The 16,798-nt window shown below is 63.3% G+C and carries 15 protein-coding genes; 6 read left to right on the top strand and 9 right to left on the bottom strand.

What is annotated here, in order from left to right; all coding sequences use genetic code 11:
* The first annotated feature begins 245 nt into the window (after positions 1-245).
* Genes TQ29_RS17720 through TQ29_RS17710 form a run of 3 tightly spaced genes read left to right on the top strand, consistent with a single transcriptional unit; the run spans position 246 to position 3,075 of the window.
* Entirely contained in the window at positions 246-845 is a 600-nt protein-coding gene (locus TQ29_RS17720; RefSeq protein ID WP_054540251.1) for a TetR/AcrR family transcriptional regulator, read from the top strand.
* A 40-nt stretch (positions 846-885) separates the two neighbouring features.
* On the top strand, positions 886-2,034 hold the full coding sequence (locus tag TQ29_RS17715) for an HlyD family secretion protein (RefSeq protein WP_082386715.1): 1,149 nt from the start codon (positions 886-888) through the stop codon (positions 2,032-2,034).
* Between the two features lie 9 nt (positions 2,035-2,043).
* Positions 2,044-3,075: an FUSC family protein gene (locus tag TQ29_RS17710; RefSeq protein WP_054540250.1), complete on the top strand. Its 1,032-nt coding sequence runs from the start codon at positions 2,044-2,046 to the stop codon at positions 3,073-3,075.
* Between the two features lie 12 nt (positions 3,076-3,087).
* Here the strand turns inward: TQ29_RS17710 and TQ29_RS17705 are convergent, their stop codons facing one another.
* The 5 genes from TQ29_RS17705 to TQ29_RS17685 all read right to left on the bottom strand — a co-directional run bounded on the left by TQ29_RS17705 (position 3,088) and on the right by TQ29_RS17685 (position 7,718).
* Positions 3,088-3,795: an ABC transporter ATP-binding protein gene (locus TQ29_RS17705; protein WP_054540249.1), complete on the bottom strand. Its 708-nt coding sequence runs from the start codon at positions 3,793-3,795 to the stop codon at positions 3,088-3,090.
* Entirely contained in the window at positions 3,782-4,549 is a 768-nt protein-coding gene (locus TQ29_RS17700; RefSeq protein ID WP_054540248.1) for an ABC transporter ATP-binding protein, read from the bottom strand. The genes TQ29_RS17705 and TQ29_RS17700 overlap by 14 nt, the downstream gene beginning before the upstream one ends.
* The gene (locus TQ29_RS17695) at positions 4,546-5,508 is read right to left on the bottom strand and encodes a branched-chain amino acid ABC transporter permease (protein ID WP_054540247.1); all 963 of its coding nucleotides are present in this window, start codon (positions 5,506-5,508) and stop codon (positions 4,546-4,548) included. The genes TQ29_RS17700 and TQ29_RS17695 overlap by 4 nt, the downstream gene beginning before the upstream one ends.
* Before the next feature lie 2 nt (positions 5,509-5,510).
* On the bottom strand, positions 5,511-6,410 hold the full coding sequence (locus TQ29_RS17690) for a branched-chain amino acid ABC transporter permease (RefSeq protein ID WP_054540246.1): 900 nt from the start codon (positions 6,408-6,410) through the stop codon (positions 5,511-5,513).
* A gap of 75 nt (positions 6,411-6,485) precedes the next feature.
* A complete protein-coding gene (locus TQ29_RS17685) occupies positions 6,486-7,718 on the bottom strand; it encodes an ABC transporter substrate-binding protein (protein ID WP_082386714.1) in 1,233 nt (410 codons plus the stop codon).
* Positions 7,719-8,020: 302 nt separating this feature from the next.
* Between TQ29_RS17685 and TQ29_RS17680 the strand changes: the two genes are divergently transcribed.
* The 3 genes from TQ29_RS17680 to TQ29_RS17670 are packed head-to-tail and all read left to right on the top strand — an operon-like array spanning position 8,021 to position 12,559.
* The gene (locus TQ29_RS17680) at positions 8,021-9,229 is read left to right on the top strand and encodes an acetyl-CoA C-acetyltransferase (protein ID WP_054540244.1); all 1,209 of its coding nucleotides are present in this window, start codon (positions 8,021-8,023) and stop codon (positions 9,227-9,229) included.
* Positions 9,230-9,246: 17 nt separating this feature from the next.
* Positions 9,247-11,388, top strand: a complete 2,142-nt coding sequence (locus TQ29_RS17675) for a 3-hydroxyacyl-CoA dehydrogenase NAD-binding domain-containing protein (protein WP_054540243.1) — start codon at positions 9,247-9,249, stop codon at positions 11,386-11,388.
* Positions 11,389-11,401: 13 nt separating this feature from the next.
* Positions 11,402-12,559, top strand: a complete 1,158-nt coding sequence (locus TQ29_RS17670; protein WP_054540242.1) for an acyl-CoA dehydrogenase family protein — start codon at positions 11,402-11,404, stop codon at positions 12,557-12,559.
* A 50-nt stretch (positions 12,560-12,609) separates the two neighbouring features.
* On the opposite strand, the gene TQ29_RS17665 is transcribed toward TQ29_RS17670, so the two are convergent.
* The 4 genes from TQ29_RS17665 to TQ29_RS17650 form a co-directional block, all read right to left on the bottom strand.
* Positions 12,610-12,960 (bottom strand): DUF4286 family protein, encoded by a 351-nt coding sequence (locus TQ29_RS17665; protein ID WP_054540241.1) that lies wholly within the window; start codon positions 12,958-12,960, stop codon positions 12,610-12,612.
* Between the two features lie 47 nt (positions 12,961-13,007).
* A complete protein-coding gene (locus TQ29_RS17660; RefSeq protein ID WP_054540240.1) occupies positions 13,008-14,633 on the bottom strand; it encodes a class I adenylate-forming enzyme family protein in 1,626 nt (541 codons plus the stop codon).
* A gap of 127 nt (positions 14,634-14,760) precedes the next feature.
* The gene (locus tag TQ29_RS17655) at positions 14,761-15,924 is read right to left on the bottom strand and encodes an acyl-CoA dehydrogenase family protein (RefSeq protein ID WP_054540239.1); all 1,164 of its coding nucleotides are present in this window, start codon (positions 15,922-15,924) and stop codon (positions 14,761-14,763) included.
* A 93-nt stretch (positions 15,925-16,017) separates the two neighbouring features.
* A complete protein-coding gene (locus TQ29_RS17650) occupies positions 16,018-16,794 on the bottom strand; it encodes an SDR family oxidoreductase (protein WP_054540238.1) in 777 nt (258 codons plus the stop codon).
* Between the last annotated feature and the right edge of the window lie 4 nt (positions 16,795-16,798).

Raw genomic sequence — 16,798 nt, 5'->3', positions numbered from 1 at the left:
TTGGTTTTTATCCCTCAGCAAAGCACACGCAGCTCGCGCCTGGTGATGATACAGGCCCAGCCCCTGCAGGGGTCCGGCACGCGATCGGCCACGCTCCTTTTCGCTCGAACCACCTTGGCAAACGCGCCAACCCCCGCGGTTGATCGCCAGCTAGCCGCGCGCCTTGGGCCCGCAGTGAAATATCAAGGGCCGTGCCAAATCCTTGCCTGTTGACATCCGGACACCGATGTCCGTATGAGCGGGGAATGAGCAAGCGCGCGGATGCACGTCAAAATCGCGCCAGGATTCTGGCCGCCGCGGCGGATGTTGTCGCTGAAGAGGGCACTTCGGTGCCTCTTGATCTTGTGTGCGCGCGTGCCGCCGTCGGGCGCGCGACCCTTTACCGGAACTTTCCCGACCGGCAGGCGTTGATGCTGGCCTTGCTGGACGAAACGCTTGAACGGCTCGAAGCGGCAGCGGTTGCTCTGGGTGGCAGGGATGACGCGGTTTTTGCGCTGCTGGCGCATGTGGCCGAGGAGATGGCGGACAGCATGGCCTTGTTCGATTACTTGAGCACCGCCGATATCTCGGTCGAGACGGTGTCGGCCAGCCGGGCCCGATTGGCCGTGGTGCTGGACGCGCCGATCGAACGGGCGCGACAGGCCGGTCTGATCCGCGCGACGGTCGGGACACCGGACATGCTTTTGGCCTTTCGGATGTTCGCCGGCGTTCTGCAGGACAGGGACGCGGCCACCCGGAAGCAAACCTGCCAGCGCGCGCTGGACATCGTGATTCACGGCATTGCCGCCTCGCCGAAGGTGGATGGCGTCGCGGTTTGGGCCGAAAACGGTTCATTCCAAAAGTAATTTGCCCAAAGTGATAAGACAGAATGGAAACGACCCGGACATGACGAACACCCCCGATACAGAAACGACGCCCGGCCCCGGCACCCCGGCTTCGGAAACCGTGGCAGACGAGGCAAAGGCCGGCAATCCGGCCAAGAAAGTCGGTTTGCTCGTACTGCTGATCCTTGCCGGCATCGTCGGGTGGTACGTGGCCTCCGACCGCTACGCGCCGGGCACGAACCGGGGCATCGTCATGGCCAACGTGACACAGGTCGCCCCGCGCGTTTCCGGCCGCGTGATGCGGGTTGAGGTCGACGATAACGCCTTTGTCGCCGCCGACGCGCCGCTTTTCCACATTGACGCACGCCCGTTTCAGCTGGTTGTCGAACAGGCCAAGGCACAGTTGCAACAGGCGCATCAGTCTCTTGATGCGTCTTCGGCCCAGCTTGTGGCCAGCCAGGCCAATGTCGCGCAGGCGCGCGCCAGTCTGGAAAATGCCCGTGCCGCCAATGACCGCACCCTGGCCCTGTCCCGGCGCGGTCTGGTGCCCAAAGCCCAGGTGGACAACGCGCGCGCCGCTTTGGAAAACGCGCAGGCCACATTGGATGCCGCCCTGGCGCAGCTTGACAGCGCCAAACGCCAGCTGGGGGTCACGGGGGACGACAACCCGCAGATCCGCGCGGCGCAGCTGCGGCTGGAGCAGGCGAATTACGACCTTTTGTCCACCACGGTGCGCGCGCCGCGCCCGGGCGTGGTGACGAACCTGAAACTGTCGGTGGGTCAGTTCATGGGCGCCGGCAGCCCGGCGATGACGTTCATCGAATCCGAAGGCTTCTGGATCAACGCGGATCTGCGCGAGAACCAGCTGGTGAATGTCGATCCGGGCGACACGGTGGAGATTCTGTTCGACGCCCTGCCGGGCCGGATCTTCCAGGGCCGGGTGGATAGTATCGCCTGGGGGATCAACCCCGGCCAGACCGAGGTCGGAGGGCTGCCGGTCAACAAGCCCGCGACACAGTGGTTCGAACCCGCACGCCGGATTCCCGTGCGCATCAACCTTGACACCGAAGGCACCGGGATGTGGCCGCAAAAGGCGCGCCTGGGCGGCAAGGTCAGCGTGCTGATCCATGCCCAAAGGCCGGGGCATCCGATTTCGCTTCTGGCTGCGTTCTTCCTGCGGCTGCAGGGTTTCGCCACCGCCCTGTACTGAGGCAGCAAGATGTATGTGACCCCAAGGCCGGTGCTTGCCGACGATCCGCTCTTTGCGGTGCGCATGGCCTTTATGTCGGTCATCGGCATCATCGTCATTCAGATCACCCATCCGGCCATACCGCCCCTGATCGCGGCGCTGCCGGTCGGTCTGATGGCGGGCAGCCGCAAGGCCTTCAGCCCGGCGCGGGCCATTGGCGCGCCGATTGCCTTTATCGCGGCGATCTGGCTGATGACGGCGCTGGTGGCGCTGACACGGGATGTGCCGGTGCTGATGCTGGCCCTCGTGTTCTGCGTCTATTTCCTGGCCTTCTATATCACGCGCCGCACGGGCAGCCCGTTCGGGATGCTCATCCTTGTGGCGGCGTCGCTGATGTCGATCATGGGCATGAAGGAACGCGCCGCGCTGTTCTATTTCCGCGACGGGTTCATCGAAGGGTCGCTGGTGGCGCTGGTCGCCGTGCCGGTGCTGTATTACCTGCTGCCAGCCGCCTCGAACCAGGTTCATGTGGACGAACCCGAGCCCGCCTGGGGCCATCATGGCAAGGGGTCTCTGATCCGGGCCGTGGTGATGATGTTGCTCAGCTTCTGGCTGCACGCGATCCTTCCGGCCTCGGATATGCTGCTGGCGGTGGCGGCGGTCTTCGTGCTTGTCTTTCCCACCCGTGAACAGGTCTTTTCCGAAGCGCGCGAACGGGTGATCGCAACCGCCTATGGCGCGGGGCTAAGCATGGTGATCCTGACGATCCTGACCTTCAGTTCGCATTTCGAGGTGCTGATCGGCCTGGTGTTCCTGGCCGGGCTGTTTCTGGCCGACCGGATGATCCACGGGCGCTACGAGGCGATGGTGTATCAGTTCGCCCTGACCACCACGCTGGCCCTGGTCATGAGCGCGCTTTCCACCCAAAGCCCCGGCTACGCCGCCTTTACGCGCATCGTGCTGGTCTTTGGCGGGGCGGTCGCCGCAGCGTTTCTGGTGGCGCTGCTGGACGCGATCTTTCTTGGCCCCGAACAGCCCGACAACCCCGCGGCACTGGGCTGAGGCCCGCGCGGGTCAGGTGCCCAGATAGGCCTCGTGCACCTTGGGGTCTTCGCGCAACGCCGCCGAGACCCCGTGAAACGCGATCTCGCCGTTTTCAAGGATATAGCCGTATTCGCTGACCTTGAGGGCAAGCTGGGCGTTCTGCTCGACGATCAGGATGGTCAGCCCGCTGCGGTTCAGTTCGACAATCGTCTGGAACAGGTGCTCGACCAGCACGGGCGACAGGCCCAGGCTGGGCTCGTCCATCAGCAATATCCGCGGCCGCGACATCAGCGCCCGGCCGATCATCAGCATCTGCTGCTCGCCGCCCGACAGCAGCCCCGCGTGTTGCTGTTCGCGTTCCTTGAGGCGCGGGAAGGTGGTATAGACCCGGTCCAGATCATCGCGCAGCTGTTTGCGTTGGCGCCGGTGAATCCACCCGCCCAGCAACAGATTGTCGGCCACGGACATTTCGGGGAAGGTCTCTCGCCCCTCGGGCACCTGGGCGATGCCGCGCCGCACGATGTCTTCGGTGCTTTTGCCTGCGATGCTTTCGCCGTCCAGCGTGATGTCGCCCCCGCGCAAGGGCACGATCCCCGAAATACAGTTCAGCGTGGTGCTTTTGCCCGCGCCATTGGCCCCAAGAAGGCAGACCATCTGGCCCTGTTCCACCTGAAGGCTTACGCCCTCAAGCGCCTTGACGGCCCCATAGCCGGCCCCGACATCGTCAAGCTTCAGCATAGCCACTTCCCAAATAAGCTTCGATGACCTTGGGGTCTTCGCGCACGTCCTGCGGCAACCCTTCGGCGATCTTCGTTCCGAAATTCAGCACCGTGATCCGATCGGCGATGGCCATGACAAGCTGCATCACATGTTCGACCAGCAGGATGGTGATCCCTTCGCGGTCGCGCAGTTCCGTCAGCAGCTTGTCCAGCGCGGCGATCTCGCGGTTGCGCAGCCCTGCGGCCGGTTCGTCCAGCAGCAAAAGCCGCGGCTTGGCGGCCAGCGCCCGCAGGATGTCCAGCATCTTCTGACGCCCGAAATCCAGCGCATTGGCCTTGGTGTCGCGCATGTCGCTAAGGCCCATGCGCTCTAGCAACGCCTCGGCCTCGGCGATGGCGGCGGCCTCGATGCGGGACCGGCCGGGGCCGGGCAGGAACGGGTTGTAAGTCTCGATCCGGCTGCTCATGCCCAAAAGCAGGTTTTCCAGCACCGTCATGCGGCCGCACAGTTCGATGTTCTGAAAGGTGCGCGCGATGCCCAGCCCCGCCAGCGCATGCGGCGGCAGCGTGGAAATCGGCGACCCCGCAAAGCGCACCTGCCCGCCGGTCAGGTTATAGACCCGCGTGATGGCGTTGAAGGCGGTGGATTTCCCGGCGCCGTTGGGGCCGATCAGCGCATGGATCGTGCCCTCCTGGACCGAGAGGGAAAAGTGGTCAAGCGCGGTGAGGCCGCCGAATTTGATGGTCACCTCGTCCAGTTCAAGCAGGCTCATGTCGATGTCCGGTTCTTGGAGATAAGAGAGGTGACAAGCCCATGGATGCCATTGGGCATAAGCGTGATCGACAGGACAAGGATCAGCCCGTAGACGAATTCCTGCCAGACCAGAAAATCACCCATGGTCGCGCCCAGGACCTCGGGCAGGATGCCCAGGACGATGGCGCCGATCACGACACCCGCCACCGTGCCCATGCCGCCGACCACGATCATGGTCAGCAGAAGGACGGCGGGCGCGAAGGTAAAGTTCTCGGGGTCGATGAACGAGTTGAACACCACCAGCATGCCGCCGCCGATACAGGCGTAGGCGCTTGAGATCACGAAGGCCCAGGCCTTGGTCCGGCGCACGTTGACGCCCGAGACCGAGGCCACATGTTCGCTGTCGCGCAACGCGGCCATGGATCGGCCCAGTTTCGACCGGTTCAGCAGGAACGTGGCCAGCAGGACGACGGTCAGGATCACGACAAGGACGCGGAAATTGCTGGCGTCGGTGGTCGAGGTGAAGAAGATGAAATCCGACGGTTGCAGCCGCAGCCCGTCTACCCCGCCGGTCACGGTTTTCCAGCTTTGCGCCAGCCAGTGCATCGCCGAGGCAAAGGCCACGGTGGCAAGACCCAGATAGATGTTGCGCAGCCGCACCGAGGCCAGCGCGACGACCCAGGCCAGCAGCGCCGACATGAGGATCGCCAACAGCAGGCCGACCGGAAAGGGGATGCCGAAGCGCTGTTGCAGGATCGCGGTCGTATAGGCACCGATCCCATAGAAGGCCACATGGCTGAAGGCGAACTGCCCCGCGCGGCCCATGATGATGTCCAGCCCGATGGCCAGCACCACATAGGTGATCAGCCCGCAGCCGATATAAAGCTGATAATCATTGGCGACCTGCGGGATCAGCAGGCCCAGAAGAAGAATGCCGGCCGGCCAGGCAAGCTCGGCGATAGACAGGCGTCCATACATGGTCAGACTTTCTTGACAGAGGCTGTGCCGCCGAAAAGCCCCTGCGGGCGCAGCACAAGCACGATCATGATGATGATGAACGGGGCAACGATGATGGTGTCGGACCCGAAGAAATAGCCGATCAGGTTTTGCACCACCCCCACGACGAACCCCCCGATGATCGAGCCGGGCAGGTTGCTGAACCCGCCGATCACGGCCGCGGCCAGCGCGGTCATGATGACCCCGCCCATATCGGGGGTCAGCCCCAGCTTGGGCCCCACCAGCACGCCGCAGATCCCGGCCATCACCCCGGCGATGCCCCAGACGATCATGCGCATCCGCGCCACCGGAATGCCCGACAGCGCCGCGCACAGCGGGTTCTGGCTTGAGGCCTGAAGCGCCCGGCCCAGCAAGGTGCGCGTGAAGAACAGCCAGAACCCCAGAATGGCCAGCACCGCGATGCTGACAATCGCCACATCCGCCCGCAGGATCGGTACGCCGCCCACGAAAAACGGCGGGCCGGTGACAAGTGGCGGCAGCGACCGGACCTCTTCGGTATAGGGGATCACCCGCACGATGCCTTTCAGCATCAGCGACAGGCCGAAAGTGGCGATCACGATGGGGATCAGCGGGCTTTCACGCCCGCTCATGCGGCGGGTGATGGGCACGATCGCCAGCCTTTCGAAGGCAGCGCCCAGGGCAAATGTAGCCACCGCGACGATGGGAAAGATCAGCCAGTAGGGCACCGAGGACGAGACGACCAGAAACAGCGCGACATAGGCCCCGATCATGACCAGCTCGCCGGCCGCGAAATTGACCGCTTCGGAGGATTTGTAGACGATCACGATGGACAGCGCGATCAGCGCATAGACCGATCCGGTCGCGATCCCGCTCAGTATCACCAAGGCCAGCGTCGTGGACATTGGGGGCTTTCCTTTCGACTGCGTTGAGGGGCGGCAATAGCGGTGCCCGCGCCGACAGAGCGGCGCGAACAAGGGTCAGTCGTCGAACACCGCCGGGTCGATCAGCGCGTCCCAGGTATAGGGGCCGCCGACACGGGTCACGGTCGAGCCGTCGAACTTGACGATGATCTGTCCGCGGTTGGAATCGCGCCGCTCGGGCGTGAAGACCGTTGGTGTGGCCATGACGCCGGTCTCAAGGTTGGTCTGGTCGATCGCTTCCATGAAGGCCTCGCGCGTCAGATCCGGCCCCGCGCGTTCCAGTGCGTCGACGATCGCCATCGCATGGGGAAAGCCATAGGCCCCGACGATGCCGGGCTCGGGGCGGTCGGGATAGTATTTCACCATCAGATCCTTCCACGGCTTCAGCGCCGGATCGTCCATCGATTCGGCCACCAGCGGATGGGCGTAATAGAACTTGCCCAGACCGGCGGTGTTGCCATCAAGGCTGCCCACGAACGCCTCGGTGTTGGAAACGCCCTGAATGGCCGAGATCACCGGCTTGTCCAGCAGGCCAAACTCGGTCAGCTTTTTCATCACCAGCGTGGTCGGGGGCGCATAGGTGGTCAGGATGATCACATCGGGATTGGCCGAATGCACGTTCAGCACGGGCACGGTCACGTCGGTGGCATTGTTCGGCACGATCTCATTCGCGACGACCTTGATGTCGTATTTCTCGGCCATCGCCGTGATCATTTCCAGCGCCGAGGTGCCCATCGCGTCATTTGGGCCCAGAACCCCGACGGATTTCGCGCCCAGCCCCTCGATCGCATACATCATCACGGCAGCCAGCGTGGCGCGCTGTGTGCCGGGTGCCGAGCCGAACTGATATGTCGTGGGCGGATAGACACCCGCATCGCCCGAGGCGTTCAGCATGAAATGCGGCACTTTTTCCTGATTCACCAGTTCCTGAATCGAAACCGTCGATCCCGAACATGACCCGCCCAGCAGCAGGAACACCTTTTCCACGGTGATGAATTTCCGCACCACCGTATTGGCCGCAGCGGGAGTGCATTTGTCGTCTTCGACCAGATAGCGGATGGTGCGGCCGTGGATGCCGCCCTTGGCGTTGATGTCGTCGAAATAGGCCCGCGCGGCATTTATCGGGTCCGTGCCATAGGCGGCAAGCGGGCCGGAAAGCGGCGCGAACATACCGATCAGGATTTCGTCGTCGGTGACGCCGGTTGTCGTCTGACCAAGGGCCGATGCCGCCAGGCCCATGCTCACCGCCACACCTTTCAGGACGCGCCCGATCACAATTCGTATCGTCATTCTTCCCCCCAAAAATAGTCAGATGTTTGTGTCAAACCCGGGCAAGTTAAATATTATTTTTGTGCCCAGATATATTTCTTCCACAAATCTGCGCCGCGTCAAGGTATTATAGATTTTAGGTGGCGGGCCATCGGCCACGTGTCGACCATGCCGCCCGGGCCCGGGCGCAAACCGGGGCTCTTGGGGCGGAAAAGGCAGGGCGGGATTCACCTGCAAGGCCTGCCTTGCGATAGGTGAGCATCGGGGCGCGGCGGTCTAGCTACACGGTAAGAAGTTTCCGATATCTGAAACAGGAGGTCGCTGTGCCCGAGGCATATATCTATGATCACGTCCGTTCGCCCCGCGGGAAGGGGCGCGCTGATGGCTCGCTTCATGAAATCACTGCTGTTGATCTCGCTTCGCAGGTTCTGGGCGCCATGCGGGACCGCAACGAGCTTGATACCGCGCTGCTTGACGATGTCATCCTGGGTTGTGCGCAGCCGGTGGGCGAGCAGGGCGGCAACATCGCCCGCGGCGCCGTGCTGAACGCAGGCTACGAAGAAAGCGTCGCCGGCCAGCAGGTGCACCGGTTCTGCGCCTCGGCGCTCGAGGCCGTGAACACCGCCGCCGCGCATATCATGAGCGGTCAGACCGATGCGGCTATCGGGGGCGGCGTGGAATGCATGTCGCGCACCTATATCGGGGCGGACACCGGCGCATGGTCGGCCGACCCTTGGGTGAACTATCACAACTATTTCGCCCCGCAGGGCATCGGCGCCGACATGATCGCGACGCTGGATGGCTATACGCGCGAAGATGTCGATTCCTATGCTGTCGAAAGCCAGCGCCGCGCCGCCGCCGCATGGCAGGGCCAGCGCTTTTCGGGCTCGATCGCGCCGATCAAGGACAAGCTGGGCGATGTGATCCTGGATCACGACGAATACATGCGCCCCGGCACCACGCTGGAAAAGCTGGGCAACCTCAAGCCCGCGTTCACGGCGCTGGGCGAAAAGGCCGGGTTCGACAAGGTCGGCATGATGCGCTACCCGCAGATCGAAGCGGTGAACCATGTGCACACCGGCGGCAACTCCAGCGGGATCGTTGATGGCGCCGCCGCCGTTCTGGTCGGCAACGAAACCTTCGGCAAGGCCTCGGGGCTGAAGCCGCGCGCCAAGTTCCGCGCCTTCACCTCGATCGGGTCCGAACCCACGATCATGCTGACCGCCCCCGCCGACGTGACCCGCAAGACGCTCAAGCGGGCCGGGATGACGCTGGACGATATCGACCTGTTCGAGATCAACGAAGCCTTCGCCTCGGTTGTGATGCGGTTCATGAACGCGCTCGACCTCGACCCCGAGATCGTGAACGTCAACGGCGGCGCGATTGCCATGGGTCACCCGCTGGGTGCAACCGGCGCGATGATCCTGGGCACCGTTCTGGACGAGCTGGAGCGGCGCGACCTGAACACCGCCCTTGTGACGCTGTGCGCCGGCAACGGCCTGGGCACGGCAACCATTATCGAACGCGTCTGATCCGGGGACCAAAGTAAATGAAGCACATTAAATTCGACGTCGAAGAGAACGGCATTGCCGTTCTCACCCTTGATAATGCCGACGAGTCGATGAACCTGGTGTCACCCGAGTTCATCACCGAATTCACCGAGGCCGTGCAGCGCGTCGCCGATGACGAGGCGATCACGGGTGCGATCGTCACCTCGGGCAAGAAGGCCTTCATGGCTGGCGCCGATCTGAAATTCATCGGCTCGGCCTATGACCGGGGCATGTCGCCTCACGATGTTGTCGCCTTCTGCAAGAAGCCCAGCGACATGCACCGCCTGATGGAAACCTGCGGCAAGCCTTTCGTCTGTGTGATGAACGGCCTGGCGCTTGGCGGCGGGTTCGAACTGGCGCTGGCCTGCCACTACCGTATCCTGGTGGACGATCCCAAGGCCGTGGTCGGCCTGCCCGAGGTCAACTTGGGGCTGCTGCCCGGTTCCGGCGGCACGCAGCGTCTGCCGCGCATCGTCGGCACGGAAACCGCGCTGGACGTACTGCTGTCGGGCAAGACCATGCCGCCGGCCGAAGCGCTGGAAAAAGGCATCGTGGATGAGGTCGTCCCGGCTGACAAGCTGATGGATGCCGCGCGCGCCTGGCTGGCCACCGGACCCGATCCGGTCAAGCCGTGGGACGTGAAAGGCTATGCGCCGCTGGCCTCGTTCGGTCTGCTGGACGCCAAGACCGCGATCACGTTCACCATGCAGGGCCCCGCACTCAGCGCAAAGACCTATCAGAACTATCCCGCGCCGATTGCTATCGCGAGCCTGGTGTTCGAAGGGATGCAGCTGACCTTTGACGGGGCGCAGGCGCTTGAGAACAAGTATTTCGCCCGTCTGGTCACCGACCCTGTGTCGCGCAACATCATCCGCACGACCTTCCTGAACAAGGGCAAGAACGACGCCCTGGAAATGCGCCCCGAAGGCGTGCCCACCTACACGACCAGGAAACTGGGCGTACTGGGGGCAGGCATGATGGGCGCGGGCATTGCCTATGTGGCCGCTGCCGCGGGCATCGAAGTCGTGCTGATCGACGCGACCCAGGAAAATGCCGACAAGGGCAAGGCCTATTCGGCCAAGGTTCTGGACAAGATGGTCGATCGCGGCAAGCGTACGCGCGACGCGGCTGACGCTGTTCTGGCCCGTGTCACCGCCACCACCGATTACGCACAGCTTGAAGGCGCCGATCTGGTGATCGAAGCCGTGTTCGAAGACACAGGCGTCAAGGCCGACGTGACCAAGAAGGCCGCCGCCGTCATTCCGGGCACCGCGCCTTTTGCGTCGAACACCTCGACCCTGCCAATCTCGACCCTGGCCGAAGCGTTTGTACGCCCCGAGGATTTCATCGGCCTGCACTTCTTCTCGCCAGTGGACCGTATGGCCCTTGTCGAGGTGATCATGGGCAAGAAAACCTCTGACGCGACGCTGGCCAAGGCGCTGGATTTCGTGAAACAGATCCGCAAGACCCCGATCGTGGTCAACGACAGCCGCGGCTTCTACACCAGCCGCGTGTTCCAGACCTTCATCCACGAAGGCATGGCGATGCTGCAAGAGGGCGTTCTGCCTGCGATGATCGAAAACGCCGGCAAGATGGCCGGCATGCCGGTCGGCCCGCTTCAGGTGACCGACGAGGTGTCGATCGAGCTGCCGCTGAAGATCTGCAATCAGGCCATCAAGGAAGAGGGCGACGCCTATACCGTGCCCGTGTCCTACAAGGTCATGGATCGCATGATGAACGAGTTCAAGCGCCCCGGCCGCAAGGCAGGCGCGGGGTTCTTTGAATACCCCGAGGACGGGAAAAAGCATCTGTGGAAAGGTCTGGCCGAGGCCTTCCCGGTTGCCGAAACCCAGCCCGACATCGAAGAGCTGAAAAAGCGTCTGCTGTATATCCAGTCGCTGGAAACCGTGCGCTGTCTGGAAGAGGGCGTTCTGACCCGTCCCGAGGACGGCGATATCGGGTCGGTTCTGGGTTGGGCCTTCCCGACCTATACCGGCGGGACCATGTCGCTGATCGACACAGTGGGCGTGGCGGCCTTTGTCGAGGAATGCGATGCGCTGGCGGCGAAATACGGCCCCCGGTTCACCCCGTCGCCCTGGTTGCGCGAACGTGCGGCCGACGCCCGCAAAATCTTTGCGTGATCGGTAGCCAGGCATGAAAAGAACGATTTTCGAACCCGAGCACGAGCAGTTTCGCGATACCGTCCGGCGGTTCTTCCAGAACGAGATCGGACCACATGCAGAGCGCTGGCGCGAACAGGGTCATGTGGACCGTGAGGCCTATGTCAAGGCAGGCGAACTTGGCCTGCTTCTGACCTGGGCTGATGAGAAATACGGCGGGGCCGGCATCAGCGATCTGCGCTACGAGCAGATCGTGTCCGAGGAAAACATGCGCCACGGTGATCCGGGGTTCTATATCCACCTGCATTCCAACCTGGTGGCCCCCTATCTGGGCCACTTGGGAAATGACGAGCAAAAGGCGCGCTGGCTGCCCGATTGCATCTCGGGCAACAAGATCCTTGCGATCGCCTTGACCGAGCCCCACGCGGGCAGCGATCTGGCCGCGATGCGCACCACCGCCGTCGAGGAAGACGATTGCTGGGTGCTGAACGGGTCCAAGACCTATATCTCGAACGGGCAGCTTGCCGATCTGGTGATCGTGGCAGCCCGCACCTCGAAGGCCGAAAAGCACCGTGTGGGGCTTTTCGTGGTCGAGGCCGGTCAGGCCGGGTTCGCGCGCGGGCAGCGGCTCAAGAAGATGGGTCTCGACTCGCAAGACACGTCCGAGCTGTTCTTCGAGGATGTGCGCGTGCCCAAGGACAACGTGCTGGGCGACCCCGAGCGCGGGTTCCACTATCTGACCGAGTTCCTGGCCGGTGAACGGGTTGTCGTTGCGATTGCCGCCCTGGCAGCCGCGCAGACCGCGTTCGATCTGACGCTGGACTACGTCAAAGAGCGCGGCGCGTTCGGGCGCCCCATCGGGATGTTCCAGAATTCGCGGTTCGAGCTGGCCCGGATGCGGGCCGAGATCGATACGGTTCAGACCTTTGTGGACCAATGCGTGATGCTGCAGAACGACAAGGCGCTGGATGGTGACACCGCCGCCGCCGCCAAGCTGATGGCGACCGAGCTTGAGGGCACCGTCATGGACCGCTGCGTTCAGCTTCATGGCGGCGCGGGCTATATGCAGGAATACCGGATCTGCCGCATGTATACGGACGCACGTGTGTCGCGCATCTTTGCCGGGACATCCGAGATCATGCTTGAAATCATCGGTCGCGGCCTTGGGCTGGACGAGCGCAAACTGAACTGACGGCCTCTGCGGGGGCCGGCCTGGCGCCGGCCTTTGACGACCTGTCTGTTTTACTCTTGCGGGGTTTGGCGCCGGTCTGTGATCGGGTGAAAGAAATAGGCCTCGCGATGCGGGTTCATCGCATCCGTACGCGGCATCTTCTCGGTCCCGATCCAGGTTTTCAGCGCATCAATCACCGGATCAAGATCGTCGGTCTCGACCTCATAGATCGCAGCGTATTTCCACGGAAAGGGCGGGTCGAGCCGCTGCTTGTCGCTCAGCGCGAACCGCTGGGCGGCGACCACGCCGGGGATTTTCAGAACATCGTTCAGGTGCTGGTTGTCATACCAGTCGTTGAAGGCGTCGTCCTGCCCGTCCACGGCATTGGTATAGACGATGAAGATATGCTTCTCGGCCGTCATGGCTGTGCTCTCCGTTCAAAACGGGCGCGGGCTGCGCCCGAGGGCGCTTAGCCAAGACCCAGCTCCTCACACAGTTTTTGCCGGAGCCGGAACTTGGCAACTTTGGTGGCCGACATCGGCCATTCGGTTACGAAACGCACGTGGCGGGGCACCTTGAAACTTGCGATGCGCCCCTTGCAGTGGCTAAGCACGTCTTCCTCGGTCAGCGTGGCGCCGGGGGCCAGCTCGATGAAGGCCGCCGGAACCTCGCCATAGCGTTCGTCCGGGATGGGCACCACCTGCGCAAGCCGCACGGCGTCATTCTGGGCCAGGAAGGATTCCACCTCGAGCGCCGAGACGTTTTCGCCCCCGACCTTCATCTGATCCTTCAGGCGTCCAAGGAAGCGCAAAAGCCCGCTTTCGGCCATCGCGCCATAGTCGCCGGTCATGAAGTAGCCGTCTTCGGTGTGCATTTCGGCGGTCAATTCGGGCTGGTTCAGATAGCCTGCAAACAGGCTTGGGCCCTTCACCGCGATCTCGCCCGGTTCGCCCGGAGCGACCTCTTGCCGGGTTTCGGGATCGACGATCCGCGCCGACCAGCCGGGCAGGAAATGGCCCACCGTGGTGGTGCGCTCCTCAAGCGTGTCCGTGGGGTGGCTAAAGGTCACGATGCCGGTCGTTTCGCTCATGCCGTAGGCCGACAGAAGCAGCGCATCGGGGAATGCGGCCTGAATGCGACGCTGAATTTCCTCGGGGCCTACGTTGAAGACGAAGCGCACGCGCGAGAAATCGGTGTTCTTGAACTCTGGCGCGCTCATCAGTGGCAGCAGGATCGTCGGGAACAGCGGGTAAAGCACCGTGGGCGGGTATTCGGCGAATTGCGCGTAGGCCATATCCACGTCGAAGTGGCTCATGCCGACAAAGCGCGCGCCGACCGCAAGGCAGACGGTCATGAACAGCAGCCCGCCGATATGGAACATCGGCAGCGGGCACCACCAGGTGTCATCCGGGCCCACGTCGAACAGCCCGGCCGTCAGCTGCGCGGTGGTCACGAGACAGCGGTTGGGCAGCAGGCACCCCTTGGGCGCCGCCGTGGTGCCCGAGGTATACATGATCAGTTGCAGGGCCTGCGGGCCGGGCAGGGGGCCCATGTCCGGTTTCGGGGCCGATCCGGCGCGGTCGCGCAGTGCCTCGGAACTGATCATGCAGGGCGGGGTGCCGTCGTGAAAATGGATGATATGTTCAAGCGCGGGGAAGCCCTCGATCGCCAGACGGCCCTCGCAACTCGCATCGGCCAGACCGGGCAGCGCCTCGTTCAGCAGTTGCTTGAAGTTCACATGCTCATCCACGGCGCCTGTCGTCACCACGCAGCGCGCGCCGGAATCGCGGATGATATGGGCCAGCTCGAAAGCGCGGAAGCGGGTGTTGATCGGCACCACCACCACGCCGATGAACGAGGCGCCGATGAAGAATTCGACGAACTCCATGCAATTGGGCATCAGAAGCGCCAGCTTGTCACCCTTGCTCAGGCCAAGCGCGCGTAGCTCACGCGCACGCCATTTCGCGGCCTCGACCAGTTCGGCATAGGTGCTGCGATCCTTGTCCAGAACGACCGCGACCCTGTCGGGGAACTGCTGCGCCGTCTTGATGAGCTGTTCCGCATATCCGGGAAGGTTCTGGGTGATCTCCAACACGCCGTTATTCCTTATCTCGCAGTATCTTCTGTTCCGCCAGGCACTGGCCGTGATCGCAAAACCGGCCCCCGCGCGGCGGCGGGATACCGGCAGAGGGGAAAGGTACGGACCATCCGCACCGGCCCCGTCAGAACGAGCGGGGCAGACCGAAGGACTCGGCGATCGAGTTCCGAACCATCTCGTTCGAGATCGGGGTGATCCGCAGGATCCGGTGATCACGCCAGTAGCGCTGCATGTCGGTTTCCGCGGAATAGCCCATGCCGCCCAGAATCTGAATGCCCAGATCGGCCGCTTTCACGGCGGATTCAGACGCCACCATCTTGAGCATGTTCGCCTGTACGCCGCATTCCTGCCCGGTCGATTGCAGCCAGGACACATGGTAGAGCATCAGTTCGACCTGTTGCTGCCATGTGGCGATATCGGCGATGTAGTGCTGAATGGCCTGGAACTGTCCGATGGGTTTGCCAAAGGCCTTGCGCTGTTTGGCATAGTCCACCGCGTCTTCCAGCACGCCGTCGATGGCGCCCAGACATTGCGCGCCGACCATGATCCGCTCGTTGTTGAGCGTGGGCAGCAGCATGTACCAGGCATTGCCGGGCTCGCCCAGCACCAGGTTGTCGGGGACGAAAACATCGTTCAGCACGACGCGGCTTGACCCGACAGCGCGCATCCCGAGCTTTTCCAGAAGGTGGTTTTCCATGCCCTCGGATTTCGTGGGCACGAAGAACAGGGTCAGGCCCTGATGCCGCTTTTCGACATCCTTGTCGGTGCGTGCCAGCAGCAGAATATAGTCGGCCACATGGCTGGCCGAAGACCACATCTTTTCGCCGTTCAGCACCCAGCCGCCGTCAACCTTCTTGGCGGTCGTGCTCATGGCGCCCAGCACATCAGTGCCGCCGCCGGGCTCGGTAAAGCCGATCGAGACGCGGCAATCGCCCGCCGCGATCTTGGGCAGGAATTCGGCCTTCTGTTCGTCGGTGCCGTAAAGCCCGATGGATTTGGCGCCGGCGAAAGAGGTCAGCCCCCAGACCCACAGCAGCCCGCCCAGCGAACGCGACAGCTCGCGCGCCAGGATCATCTGGATCATCACATCGCCGCCCTGGCCGCCGTATTCCTCATCGATACCGATCCCGAAAAAACCCGCTTCGCGCAGTTTTTCCCAAAGCTCGAAGGGGTATTCCTTTTCCCGTGCCTCAAGCTCACGCGAAAGGCTTTTGGGAAGTTCGTTGTCCACCCACCGGCGCACCATGTCGCGGAAGGCGGCCTGTTCTTCTGTCAGATTGAAATCCATATGCCGAATCCTGCTCCCTTTGGCAGAAGTATCTCCAGTAGCTGCCAAGCCCGCACCTGACGCCGGATAGGCGCGGGAGGCGTGAGTGGCCGCCTAGCCGCCTGCCAGAACGCCGCCATCCACCGGGATCTGCGCGCCGGTCACATAGGCCCCGGCTCGCGAACACAGAAAGATGCAGGCGCCGGCGATGTCGTCGGCTGTGCCCATTCGTCCCATCGGGATGTGATCGCGCAGTTCGGCCAGCCGGTCGTCGTCGGCGCGGATATGCGTGGTCATCTTGGTGGGGAAGTAACCCGGCAGCACCGTGTTGACGGTAATCGCCTCATCGGCCAGCTCGATCGCCAGCACCTTGGACAGGTGGTGGATCGCGGCCTTGCTGGCGGCATAGGAATAGGCCGGCAGGTTCTCGACCCGCGCGCCCGCGACCGACCCGATATTGATAATGCGCACCGGGTCTTCGGCGGTGCCCGACGTCTTGAACAGGGGCAGCAGGTCGCGCACCAGCGTGAACGGCGCCTGCACGTTCACCATCATCACACCGCTCCAGGCGGTGTCGGGGAATTCGGCAAGCGGCGCGCCGAAGGTGCGGCCCGCGTTGTTGATCACGATATGCAGCGGCTTGCCGCGCGCGATCAGCGCCGTGCTCAGCGCGCCCACGCCTTCGGCCGAGGACAGATCCGCCGTCATGCCTTCGGCCGAGCCGAACTGCGACAGGGCCGCGACGGCCTCGGCCACGTCGGTTTCCTTGCGCGAGGTCACGATGACATGCGCGCCGGCCTCGATCAGGCCCTGGGCGATCATCCGGCCCATGCCGTTGGCGCCGCCGGTGACAAGCGCGGTCTTGCCGGTCAGGTCAAACAGGTTCTTCATCGGC

The organism is Actibacterium sp. EMB200-NS6 (genome assembly GCF_001305615.1).
Classification (GTDB): Bacteria; Pseudomonadota; Alphaproteobacteria; order Rhodobacterales; family Rhodobacteraceae; genus Actibacterium_A; species Actibacterium_A naphthalenivorans.
This window is presented reverse-complemented; position numbering and strand designations above follow the sequence as displayed.